The organism is Streptomyces sp. NPDC002588 (assembly GCF_040295925.1).
In the GTDB taxonomy this organism is placed as follows: Bacteria; Actinomycetota; Actinomycetes; order Streptomycetales; family Streptomycetaceae; genus Streptomyces.
In genome coordinates this window covers 104,709-116,948 of the sequence record NZ_JBEOWF010000024.1, presented here as the reverse complement: position 1 = coordinate 116,948, position 12,240 = coordinate 104,709, and the positions used below count along the sequence as shown (strand labels likewise).

Sequence of the window (12,240 nt, the reverse complement as noted above, 5' to 3'; positions counted from 1 at the left end):
CCTCTGTCCACCGCTTCCGCCCCCCGGCATCCGGCAGCTGTCCCGGCCCTCTCCCGGGCCTCACTCAGGCACGACGAGAGTACGGCAGACTTCAGTTCCGTCCCAGTACCACGGTCCCGGAGGAGCAGAACCATCCGCCGGTGCCGGAGGCCACTCCCAGCCGGGGCAACTCCCCGTCTGCGGCGCGCACTTGACGGTCCCCCGCCTCCCCTCGCAGCTGCCGTACCGCCTCCACCAGCAGGAACAGGCCGCGCATACCGGGGTGTTGGGCCGACAGGCCGCCGCCGTCGGTGTTCACCGGCAGTTCCCCGCCGATCCGCAGCCGTCCCTTCTCCACGAACGCGCCGCCCTCGCCCTTCGCGCAGAAGCCCAGGTCCTCCAGGGTCACCAGCGTCATGTAGGTGAAGGCGTCGTAGATCTCGGCGAAGTCCATCTCCTCCGGCCGCACCCCCGCCCGCTCGAACGCCAGCCGGCCGCTGACCGCCGCCGGGGAGACCGTGAAGTCCTCCCACTCCGACAGGCTCGCGTGCGAGAGGTGCTCGCCGGTGCCGAGGATCCACACCGGGGCGGTGCGGCAGTCCCGTACGTACTCCTCGGCCGCCAGCAGGACCGCCGCGCCGCCGTCCGAGCGGATGCAGCAGTGGAGTTTGGTGAAGGGGTCGGCGATCATCGGGCCGGACAGGACGTCGTCCACCGTCACCGGCTCGCGGAACATCGCCTCCGGGTTCAGCGCGGCGTTCGCCCTGGCCTGCACCGCGACCTCCGCGAGCTGCTCGATCGTCGTGCCGTACTCCACCATGTGGCGGCGGGCGGCCATCGCGTACTTGGCGACGAGCGTGTGGCCGTACGGCACCTCGAACTGGAGCGGGCCGCGGCCGCCGAATGCGAAGGTGCCGGTGCGGCGGCCCGCCCGGATGTCCGCGCGGGCCGTGGAGCCGTAGACCAGCAGGACGGCGTTCGCATGTCCGGCGGCGATCGCGTCGGCCGCGTGGGCCGCCATGACCTCCCAGGTCGCGCCGCCCACCGAGGTGGAGTCGACCCAGGTGGGGCGCAGGCCCAGGTAGTCGGCCACCTCGACCGGGGCGAGGGTGCCGAGGCCGGCGGAGGCGAGTCCGTCCACCCGGGAGCGGTCCAGCCCCGCGTCCGCCAGCGCCCGGCGGGCCGCCTGGGCGTGCAGGGCGTACGGGGTCGCCTCGTCGACCCGGCCGCAGTCGGACAGCGCGACGCCGACGACGGCCACCTTCCGGGTACCCGCTGTCATGAGGGCCGTCATGAGAGGCCACCTCCCTCTGTGCATCTCGTTCCTGGACTCCTAATATGACGGACCGTCAGATCTGGAGGAAGGGGTAGCCATGGACCCCGGCTTCACCGCCGAGCAGGACGAGATCCGCCGCACCCTGCGGGAGTTGCTCCACAAACGCTGCGGCCCCGAGGAACTCCGGGCCGCCCTCGCCGCCCCCACCGGACACGACCGTGCCCTGTGGACCGCCCTCGCCGAGCAGCTCGGCCTCCCCGGCCTCGCGCTCCCCGAGTCGTACGGCGGTGTCGGCTGCCCCCCGACCGACCTCGCCCTCGCCGCCGAGGAGACCGGCCGGGTCCTCGCCCCGAGCCCGCTGCTCGCGACCTCCGTCCTCGCCGCGCCCCTGATCCTCGCCCTCGGCACCGACGCCCAGCGGGCCGCCCTGCTGCCCCGGATCACCGACGGCACCCTGACCGCCGCGCTCGCCGTGCCCGCACCGGCCCTCGCCGCCGCCCTCGCCCTCACCGGGCCGGGCGGCGGCGACTGGGCCGGCGGGGGGCGTGCGGGGGGCGTGCAGGCCCGGCGTGCCGGGGCCGGCTGGCGGCTGTACGGGGAGGTCGCCCAGGTGCTCGACGGGCACAGCGCCGGGCTGCTGCTCGTCGCCGCGCACGCCGGGGGGTTCGCGCGGTCGCGGACCCTGCTGTTCCTGGTGGCGGGGGACGCCGCCGGGGCCGTACGGGCGCGGCAGACCTCCCTCGACGCCACCCGGCCGCAGGCGCGGGTCCAACTGCGCGATGTGGACGCCGAGTTGCTGGGCGGGGAAGAGGAGGACGTCTCAACTGCCCTGGCTCGCGCAGGTGACTTCGCCGCCGCCTTCCTCGCCTGCGAGGCCGTCGGGGCGGCCGGGCGGGCGCTGGAGCGGACCGTCGGGTATCTGGGGCAGCGCGAGCAGTTCGGGCGGGCGATCGGGTCCTTCCAGGCCGTGCAGCACCGGCTGGCCGACGTGTACGTCGAGGTCCAGGCGGCCCGGTCCGCCGCGTACTACGCGGCCTGGGCCCGGGAGGAACGCGTCGGGGGGCTCGCCCTCGCCCAGGGGCTCCAGGCGCTGCGGCGGGCCGCGGCCGAGGGCATCCAGTTGCACGGGGGTATCGGGTTCACCTGGGAGCACGAGGCGCACCTGTACTTCAAGCGGGCCGCCGGGGACGAACTGCTGTTCGGGCCCGTGCACCGGCTGCGCGCCCACGCGGCCGACCAGGCCGGGCTGTTCGACCGGACGGAGGTGACGGTGTGATCGGCGTCAGGGTGGTGCAGAGGGTGTCCTCGACCCGGACCTTCGCGAAGATCGCCCCGCATGTGATTCCGGCCCTGGACCGGGCCGTCCACCGGCTCACCCGGGGAAAGGTGCTGCTCAGCGCGCAGATGCTGCCAGGGGTGATCCTCACCGCCACCGGCGCGCGGAGCGGGCAGCCCCGCCGGACCCCGCTGGCCTGCATGCCCGAGGCCGGCGGGCGGAGCTGGATCCTGGTCGGCTCCAACTTCGGCCGCACCGGACATCCCGCCTGGACCGCCAACCTCCTCGCCCGTCCCGACGCCGAGATCAACTGGAAGGGCACGGACGTCCCGGTCACCGCCCGGCTCCTCGAAGGGGAGGACCGGGCCGCCGTCTGGACGGAACTGCTGACGTTCTGGCCGCCGTACGCGACCTACCAGGCCCGGGTGGACCGGGAGATCCGCCTGTTCCGGCTCACCGCCCGATAGGTCACAAGGCCCGCTGGACCAGCAGGAGAGTCGGCTGACGTCGACGCCGGTGATGAAACACGTGGTGAAGGACCGGTTGCTGCCGGCAAAAGGCACGGGCGGTGGTCCACCCCAGTGAACCACCGCCCGCCAGACAGGACTTGGGAACTACTTCGTCGGCTTCCTGCCGGTGATGCCCAGGTGCACCAACAGCGCCAGGTTCGGCTTGAGTTCAGCCTGCTTGACGCCCCACGTCTGAAAGCCCTTCTGGTGCGAGGCGACGGCCGCGAGCATCGCGACGAGCGAGCCGGCGACCGCGGCCGGGTTCACGTCCTTGTCCACCCTGCCCTTGGACTGCAGCTCGGCAACCGCGTCCACCAGGGAGTTGTTCACCGAGTTGAGGATCTTCATGCGGAGTTTGTAGAAGCGCTTGTCGCCCTCGGCGGCGCCGAGGTCGACGACCCTGAGGATCGCGTCGTTCTTCTTCCAGAACTCCAGAAACCCGTCGACGAGTTCCTGCGCCGTCTGCCAGCCGGCTTTGCCGACCCAGGAGCGGCCCTCGAGCAGCTCGGTCAACCCGGCGCCCTCGGCGGCCATTTGCTCCGCGATCTCCAGGACGGCGCCCTCGACGTCCGGGAAGTACTGGTAGAAGGTCGCGGGCGAAGTACCGGCCTTCCGGGCGACGTCGATGACCTTGACGTCGCGGTACGGAGAGGAGCTGAGCATCTCGCTGAGGCAGTCCAGCAGCTTCTGCCGCGTCGCCTGCCCGCGCCGACCGGCCACGCGGCCGTCGACGGTACGCACTTGTCCTGTCATGCCGTCAGCTTACCGAGGGGTGATCGGAGCGCTATTCGGCCGACTGCAAATGGGGTGCAAGGTGCTGCAAAGACGGGTGTGCCTGGTCTGCGCGGTGCGTGTACGGCCGTTACGTTGGCTGCATGGCCGAAAACAGGGCATCGGTGAACACAGCGGGTGGCGGGGGCGGCGTCACGGAGGGTGTCCCCTGCTGGGTGGACGCGCAGCTCCCCGACGTGGACGCGGGCAAGCGGTTCTACGGTGAGCTCTTCGGGTGGACCTTCCGGGGGGAGGCGTACGGGTCCTCCGTGTGGGCCCGGCTGGACGGGGAGCCGGTCGCCGCGCTCGCCCACAAGACGGACGGCCGCATGCCCACCGTCTGGACGGTGTACTTCGCCACCCCCGACGTGCGGGCCACCGTCCGCCGCATCCGGACCGGTGGCGGGCAGGTGGTCATGGACCCGTTCCCGGTGGACGGGCTGGGCGTCGGCGCCCTCGCCGCCGACCCCGAGGGCGCCGTCTTCGGCCTCTGGCAGCCCGCCGCCCACCCCGGATTCGGTGTCCGGCACCGCCCGGGGGCCTTCGCCTGGGCGCAGCTCTACGCCCGGGACACCGAGGCCGCCAACACCTTCTACGGCCACCTGTTCCACGAGGCCCTCTTCGGGCCCGGCGCCGAGCCCGACTTCGGCAGGGCGCCGGTGACCGACGTCTTCCCGGAGGTCATGCCGCCGCACTTCCTGGTCCATTTCGGTGTCGAGGACTGCGAGGCGGCGGTGGGTGCGGTGAGCAGGCTCGGGGGGCGGGTGCAGGCCGGTCCGTTCTCGGCTTCGTACGGAATCGTGGCGGTCGTCACAGACAATCAAGGAGCGTCCTTCGCGCTGCTCCAGCGTTGAACAACGTACCGAGGACCCTTCGGAGTGCCGTCCGAGGTGCCGTTTCGCCGGGATATGAGATGAGACACCCTGATTGCCCCCGGGTTCGCAACCAGCCGCCCGGCCAGGAAGAATCGGGGTGCGTGCCGCCATGGCGGTGCGGTGGTGAGACGCTGCACTTCGGTCGCGTACACATAGATGGGTGACGTGGCCCGTACGGGGAGGTGGCAGGCAAGTGGTGGATCAGCTGACGCAGCACGATCCGCGGCGGATCGGGCCGTTCGAGGTGCTGGGACGGCTGGGGGCCGGCGGCATGGGGCTGGTCTATCTCGCCCGCTCGGCCTCGGGCCGGCGGGTGGCGATCAAGACGGTCCGGACCGAGCTCGCCGAGGACCAGCTCTTCCGGGTGCGCTTCACACGCGAGGTGGAGGCGGCGCGGGCGGTCTCCGGCTTCTACACGGCCGCCGTGGTCGACGCCGACCCGCGCGCCGCGGTGCCCTGGCTCGCCACGGCCTACGTCCCCGCGCCCTCCCTCGAGGAGATAGTGAACGACTGCGGGCCGCTGCCGGCCCAGGCCGTGCGCTGGCTGGCGGCGGGCGTCGCGGAGGCGCTCCAGTCGATCCACGGAGCCGGGCTCGTCCACCGGGACCTCAAGCCCTCCAACGTCCTCGTCGTGGAGGACGGCCCCCGGGTGATCGACTTCGGGATCGCGTCCGGCGTCTCGAACACGCGTTTGACGATGACGAACGTGGCCGTCGGCACCCCGGCCTACATGTCCCCCGAACAGGCGAAGGACTCCCGCAGCGTCACCGGCGCCAGCGATGTCTTCTCCCTCGGCTCCATGCTCGTCTTCGCCGCCACCGGCCACCCGCCCTTCCACGGCGCCAACCCCGTCGAGACCGTCTTCATGCTGCTGCGCGAGGGCCCCGACCTGGAAGGCCTCCCGGACGAGCTGCGCCCGCTCATCGAGTCCTGCATGCAGATGGAGGCCACGGCCCGCCCCAACCCGGCCGACCTCCAGGCCCAGCTGGCCCCGCACCTCTTCGGCTCCGGCTCCGACGACAGCGGTACCGCGTCGGCGTGGCTGCCCGAGAAGGCGGTCACCCTCATCGAGACCCGCCGCGGCGGACGCCCCGCGCCCAAACCGGCGCCGGTGGGCCCGCGCAGCGCGGGCCGGGGCGTCGCGGCGCCGCCCCCGCTCCCGGTCCCGCCCCCGCCGTCCCACGACCCCGTGATCCCGGGCCCCGGGCTTGTGCCCGTCGTGGTCGGCACGCCCGACACCGGCCCGGTCCGGCTGCCCGGCGCGGCCGTGCCGATCGGGCCCGGCCCGCGCGTCGCCGACGTGCGCGCCACCGCCGCCGTCAAGGCGCCCCTGCCGGAGCCGGGCCTGGTGGCCTCCTGGACCCGGGTCCGTCCCAGCCCCAACGGCGTCGACACCGCCCTCTCGGCACCCCAGCAGGCTCCGGAGACCACCCCGGCGGGCTGGCGGCCCTGGCGGTTCCGGATGTCCAACGACGTGTGGGGCACCCCGGCCGTGGCCGGCGACCTCGTCTACGTCACCTCCTTCGAGGTGCACGCGCTGGACGTGGCGACAGGCCGGCGCCGCTTCAAGACGCGGGACGTGGCCTGGTCGATGGCGGTCGCCGACGGCCGCGTCCACGCCTCCGACGGCCCCACGCTGTTCGCGCTGGAGGCCCGTGAGGGCGCCGACCTGTGGCGCCTGCAGACGGACGCCTGGGTGTACTCCCTCAAGGCCGAGCGGGGCACGGTCGTCACCGGCACCCGCGGCGGCGGCGTCCAGGCCTGGGAGGCCTCGAACGGCCAGAAGCTCTGGGAGATCAGCGGCTGCCAGACCGACTTCGAGTCCCCGGAGGCGGGCCCCGCCCTGCAGGACGGCACCGTGTTCGTCTGGCAGGACGCCCGCCTGAGGGCCCTGGACGCCCGCACCGGCGACGAGCGCTGGTCGTACCCCATCGGCGACGCGGCCTCCTGCGGCGGCGTCCCGGTGCGCGTCACCCCCGCGCCCGACGGCAACGTCTACCTCTCCGCCGGCACCCGCGTGATCGCGATGGACGTGGCGAGCGGCATGGTGCGCTGGCACTTCGAGGCCCCGGCGGTGTTCCTGTCCCCGCCGGCCTTCGTCCCCGGTCCGGCCGTCACCGGCGGCGGCGTCTACCTCGCCGACTACCTCGGTACGGTCTACGCCCTCGACGCCGCCGACGGCCGCGACCGCTGGCGTATCGCGACGGAGTCCCGGGCGTCCGTCGACCCGGTGCTCGTGGCCGCCGGCCACGTCCACGTGGGCAGCGGCAAGGGCCTCTACACCCTGGACGCGGTGACCGGCACGCCCAAGTGGCGCTTCCAGGCGGGCGGCGACATCGTGGGCGCCCCGGCGGTCGCGGAGGGCCGTATCCACTTCGGCTCCACGGACCACCTGCTGTACACGTTGAAGGCCGACGACGGCCGGCTGCGCTGGAAGCTGGCCACCGGCGGCGAGATCACCGGCTCCCCGGTGGTCCGTGACGGCGTCGTGTACGCGTGCAGCAAGGACCGCTGCGTGTACGCGCTGGACGCGGAGAAGGGCACGGGCACGGCCCGCACGGCCTGACCGTCCGCAACGGTCAGCCCCTGCGGGCCGGCGGGCTTCGCGGGACTCCCGCACCGACCAGGTACTCACGGCGCCTACGGGTGCCTACGGGTACTCACGGGTGCCTACAGACCGTCGGCGGCCGTCAGGGCGCCGAGCGCACCGGCCTGGGTGCGCCAGTCGGTCTGGTTCGGCGCGGTGCCGGCCCAGCGCTGGCCCAGCCGGTTGAGCGGGTCGCGGTCGGCGGCCCAGATCGAGTCGGCCTGCTTCTCGAGGTACGCCTTGTAGACGGCGGACCCGGTGGCGTCCGCCAGGTCGGCGAGGTGCCGTACGAAGACGCCCTTGAACTGCTTCTGGTTGTCGTCGCAGGAGCCGCTGCCGGTGTCACAGGACTCGGTCAGGATCCCGTCACGGGTCAGCGAGGACGAGGAGAGCGCGGCGTCGGCAAGACGCCGGGCGGTGTCCAGGTAGCGGCTCTCGCCGGTGGAGCGCCACAGCTGGGTGAACGCGCCGATGGCCAGGCCCTGGTTGTAACTCCACACGGTCTGCCCGTTGTTGGCGCACCCCGTGGTGATCCCGTCGTTGACCAGCCCGGCGGAGTTGATCAGCCCGCTGCCCAGGTACCAGTTCGCGGCCGTGGTGGCACGGGTGCCCCACACCGTGTCGCCGGCGATCCGCTGGTGCAGGGAGGTGGTCAGCCACAGGTACAGCCCGTTGGTGACGGCGTTCTTGTACGTCCGCTCCCGGTCCCACCACACACCGCCGCCGCACGTACCGGTGTCCCAGTACTGCTGCACGTAGTTCGTGATGGTGACGGCCTCGTCCAGATAGCGCCGCTCACCCGTGTGGTCGTACGCGGCCAGCCAGGCCACCGCCCACCAGCCGGCGTCGTCGACGGCGCGGCTGACGAAGTGCCCCTCGATGGCGTCCGAGCTGCGCACGCCCGCCGCGAAGACGCCCTTGTTCTGGTCGAAGGTCCGGGCGATCATCCAGTCGTAGTCCCGCCGCCCGGTGCGCTCGGCGAAGTCGATCACCGAGGTGATCGCGACCGCCGAGTTCCACCAACTGCTGCGCCACCAGCCCTCGTTGGTCTGGTACGACGCCACGAGCGCGTCCGCCGCGGCCCGCGCCCGGGTCGGTGCGGGCCGGACCCAGGCGGTGCAGCTGCCCTCCTGGTGCGAGGCCTCCCGGCCGCAGGCCCGCACCGCCCCGCCGTACAGCAGTCCGCGCGGGTCCCGGGTGGCGAACATGACCGTGCGTGTGGAGGTGGCCCCGGCCGGCACGCTCGTACGGCCGAGGGAGGAACCCTCCGGCCAGCTCGCGCCGCCGTCCCAGGACCGGTCCAGCCAGATCTCGTCGCCCGGGCCGCCGCCCGAGACGACACCCCAGGCCATGGCGCCCTGCTGGTCGACGTGCAGACTGATCGTGCGTCCGAAGAGCGTGGTCGACGGCACCGGGGTGTCGTCGCCCGCCGCGGTCGCCGGGTCGGCACCGTCGCAGGAGGTGCCGTCGCACACCTTGGGATACACCCAGTCGGTGCAGGTCACCGCGGCGGCGTCACCGCAGGCACGGATCCAGCCGCGCCGGTGGCCCACCGGGTCGGTGATGTTGTACATGAGGGTGCGGGTACCGGTCCATGTGCTCGGGATGCTGGCCTTGCCGAGCAGGGGCTCCCAGGTCGCGCCGCGGTCCCAGGACCGGTCCAGCCAGACCGCGTCACCGGTGACACCGTTGTCAATGCTTGCCCAGGCCATGCTGTCCGGATCCGAGACATGCAGCCGCAGGATCCGCCCGTTGATGTTCCGGTCGGCCACCGGGAAGGTTTCCTGCTGCGCCTTCGACGGATCGAGTGTGTCGCACGCCAGCGCGCAGACGGCCGTCGCGGCATGGGAGGTGAAGGGGAGGGCGACGAGGCCGGCCAGAGCGAGAGCCAGGACCAGCAGCCCGCCGAGGACATGGCGAATCCGCGATGACATGGCGTACTACGCCTTTCGGTGAAGGGTCGTGCGCGGAGTGGCGGGTAAGGAGCGGAAGCGCGGGCGGAACGTCGATCTCGATTCCCTTTCTCGGGGGAATCGAGTGCGCTCGGGGCCTGGAGATCCCCCTCGCCATCGTGCCGGTCAGGATGCGTCCATGACAATGGGCTTGAGCCTTATTTGAGGTTGGTCTCCGAGGCTCGCCGGACAATCCTCGGCGGAAACGTTTCGCCATTGCGTAATTGTTGTTCAGGGTCGTTTCATTATTGCCTCCATGAATGCAAGTGCCCGGTGAATGCGCGGTTTCGACGGGCGTGACGGGCGCGGCCCGGCCGTCCGGTCGGTCCGGGACGGCCGCCGTACCGGGCCTCGGAGGATGTGTTCCCTGGCAGGTCGGCTGTTTCGATTTGGTCATGGCCCGAGCCAATTGCGATCACATTGCGGACACAGCCTGAACAGCCATGGCCGCGCACCATGCGACGCCTTGGACATCCCGACCCCGGGAGCGGCGCGGCTGCAGGCACGCGGCACCAGCAGCGAGAAAGAGAGCACAAGTGACGCGCAGATTACCTGTCCGCACGACCCGCGGTACCCGATCCCCCCGGATACGCAGAAGCCTCACGGCAGGCGCGACGGGCGCAGCCATTGCGGTGCTGGCCGCGGCGTTTCTGGCCGACGCCGCGAATGCCGGGACCGCACAGGCGCAGAACCGGCAGGAGCAGCAGCGGACGAAGCGCATCGCCGACGAGGCCCGGCCGGGTGCGGCCCCGGTCGATCTCACCCCCACCGAGCGCCGCGCCCTGCTGAAGGCCGCCGACGGCAGGAGCTCCGCCACCGCCGGCGCCTTGAAGCTGGGAGCCAAGGAGAAGCTGGTGCCGAAGGACGTCAGCAAGGACGCCGACGGCACCGTGCACACCCGTTACGACCGCACGTTCGCCGGTCTCCCCGTCCTCGGCGGCGACCTCGTGGTGCACACGCGTGGCGAGAGCCGGACCGTGAACAGGGCGACGAGCGCCCGGATCTCCGTACCCACCACCGAGCCCGCCGTCGCCGCGGCGACGGCGAAGAAGACCGCGCTGAGCGCCGCGAAGGCCGAGGGCGACACGCAGGGCCGGGCGGACGGCGCGCCGCGGCTGGTGGTCTGGGCGGCCGACGGCACGCCGGCCCTGGCCTGGGAGGCCGTCGTCACCGGCGTCCAGGACAACGGCAGCCCCAGCGAACTGCATGTGATCACCGACGCCACGACCGGCAGGAAACTGCGGGAGTTCCAGACCGTCCGGTCCGCCGTGGGCCACGGCCAGTTGAACGGCCGGGTGGACATCGACACCACCCGCAACGGTGACGTGTTCGAGTTGTACGACGGCGTGCGCAACCACAAGACGTACGACATGAACGGCAGTGGTGGGGAAGGTGAGGAAGACACCACCACGCTCTTCACCGACGGCGACGACGTCTGGGGCGACGGACTGCCGGGCAACCGCCAGACCGCGGCGGTCGACGCCGCCTACGGGGCGAAGGAGACCTGGGACTACTACCACGAGACCTTCGGCCGCAACGGCATCGCGGACGACGGCCGGGAGACGTCCTCCCGCGTCCACTACGGCGACAGCGTCTCCGCCGCCTTCTGGGACGACGGCTGCTTCTGCATGACCTACGGCGACGGGGAGAACAACGAGCGCCCGCTGACCTCGCTCGACGTGGCCGCCCACGAGATGAGCCACGGGGTCACCTCCAACACCGCGGGCCTGGACTACGAGGGCGAGTCCGGCGGCCTCAACGAGGCGACCTCGGACATCCTGGGCACGAGTGTGGAGTTCTACGCGGCCAACCCCAACGACCCCGGTGACTACCTCATCGGCGAGGAGATCGACGTCAACGGCGACGGCACCCCGCTGCGCCACATGGACAAGCCGTCCAAGGACGGCTTCTCCCAGGACTACTGGACTCCCGAGACCAAGGACCTCGACCCGCACTACTCCTCGGGCGTGGCGAACCACTTCTTCTACCTGCTGTCCGAGGGCAGCGGCGCCAAGACCGTCAACGGGGTCGCGTACGACAGCCCCACCTATGACAACCTGCCGGTCCCCGGCATCGGCATCCAGAACGCGCAGAAGATCTGGTACCGGGCGCTGACCACGTACATGACGTCGACGACCGACTACGAGGGCGCCCGCACCGCCACCCTCCAGGCCGCCGCCGACCTGTTCGGCCGGACCAGCGGCACGTACGAGGCGGTCGGCGACAGCTGGGCGGCCGTCAACGTCGGCCCGCGCTTCGTCGACGGCATCGCGTTCACCCAGCCAGCCGACCAGACGGACGCCGTCGGCCAGCCGGCCGAGCTGCGGATCGTGGCCGCCGGCAGCGCGGCGGGCGACCTCTCCTACTCCGCCACCGGTCTGCCCGACGGGCTGTCGGTCGACGCCGCCAGCGGCCTGATCTCCGGACTGCCCGCCAAGGCCGGTGACTTCACCCCCACCGTCACGGTGAGCAACGCATCCGGGCAGTCGGACCGCAAGAGCTTCGCATGGACCGTCATCCCCTCCGGCGGCGACTTCTTCGTCAACCCGACCGACCTGGCGATCCCGGCCGAGGGGGACCCGGTCGAGTCCCCGCTCCTGGTGACCGGCCGCACCGGCAGCGCCCCCACCGCCCTCGAGGTCTCGGTGGACATCGTGCACAGCTACCGCGGCGCCCTGGAGATCGACCTGGTCGGGCCGAGCGGAGCGGCCTACCGGCTCAAGGACGCCAACAGCCGGGACGACGAGAACGACGTGCACGAGACGTACACGGTCGACGCCTCCGCCGAACCGGCCGAAGGCACCTGGAAGCTCCGGGTCCGGCAGAAGTTCCTCGTCGGCTCCGGCTCCATCGACAGCTGGAAGCTGACCTTCTGACAGCCACGGAACGGTTCTGCCCTGCGCCCGCCCACACACCGGCCCGGCGAACCGTTCCGTCCGGTGAGCCGGCAACGCGGAGGCGACCGGGGGCCGGCCGCCTCAGGGGCGGTGCGGGAACTCGAGAGGTTCGCCGGGT

At 72.1% G+C, this 12,240-nt stretch carries 8 protein-coding genes; 5 read left to right on the top strand and 3 right to left on the bottom strand.

The annotated features are described in order from the left end of the window. Positions 1-91: 91 nt before the first annotated feature. Positions 92-1,261, bottom strand: coding sequence for a thiolase C-terminal domain-containing protein (locus tag ABT057_RS26780; RefSeq protein ID WP_352346175.1), 1,170 nt, complete (start codon positions 1,259-1,261; stop codon positions 92-94). A gap of 91 nt (positions 1,262-1,352) precedes the next feature. Here ABT057_RS26780 and ABT057_RS26775 point away from each other — a divergent pair, with 91 nt between their 5' ends. Together ABT057_RS26775 and ABT057_RS26770 are read left to right on the top strand one after the other, a co-directional pair. Beyond that, positions 1,353-2,531, top strand: coding sequence for an acyl-CoA dehydrogenase family protein (locus ABT057_RS26775; protein ID WP_352346134.1), 1,179 nt, complete (start codon positions 1,353-1,355; stop codon positions 2,529-2,531). Then, entirely contained in the window at positions 2,528-2,998 is a 471-nt protein-coding gene (locus tag ABT057_RS26770) for a nitroreductase family deazaflavin-dependent oxidoreductase (RefSeq protein WP_352346133.1), read from the top strand. The genes ABT057_RS26775 and ABT057_RS26770 overlap by 4 nt, the downstream gene beginning before the upstream one ends. 147 nt (positions 2,999-3,145) lie before the next feature. Here ABT057_RS26770 and ABT057_RS26765 read toward each other — a convergent pair whose 3' ends face one another. Further along, on the bottom strand, positions 3,146-3,781 hold the full coding sequence (locus tag ABT057_RS26765) for a TetR family transcriptional regulator (RefSeq protein ID WP_352346174.1): 636 nt from the start codon (positions 3,779-3,781) through the stop codon (positions 3,146-3,148). Positions 3,782-3,915: 134 nt separating this feature from the next. On the opposite strand from ABT057_RS26765, the gene kbpA reads away from it, so the two are divergent. Next, positions 3,916-4,665, top strand: coding sequence for an AfsK-binding protein KbpA (kbpA, locus tag ABT057_RS26760; protein WP_352346132.1), 750 nt, complete (start codon positions 3,916-3,918; stop codon positions 4,663-4,665). Positions 4,666-4,879: 214 nt separating this feature from the next. Then, positions 4,880-7,252: a protein serine/threonine kinase AfsK gene (gene afsK / locus ABT057_RS26755; RefSeq protein WP_352346131.1), complete on the top strand. Its 2,373-nt coding sequence runs from the start codon at positions 4,880-4,882 to the stop codon at positions 7,250-7,252. Between the two features lie 104 nt (positions 7,253-7,356). On the opposite strand, the gene ABT057_RS26750 is transcribed toward afsK, so the two are convergent. Beyond that, positions 7,357-9,207 (bottom strand): glycoside hydrolase family 76 protein, encoded by a 1,851-nt coding sequence (locus ABT057_RS26750; protein ID WP_352346130.1) that lies wholly within the window; start codon positions 9,205-9,207, stop codon positions 7,357-7,359. Positions 9,208-9,857: 650 nt separating this feature from the next. Between ABT057_RS26750 and ABT057_RS26745 the strand changes: the two genes are divergently transcribed. Continuing rightward, complete coding sequence (locus tag ABT057_RS26745; protein WP_352346129.1) at positions 9,858-12,101, top strand: M4 family metallopeptidase; 2,244 nt, start codon at positions 9,858-9,860, stop codon at positions 12,099-12,101. Positions 12,102-12,240: the final 139 nt, after the last annotated feature.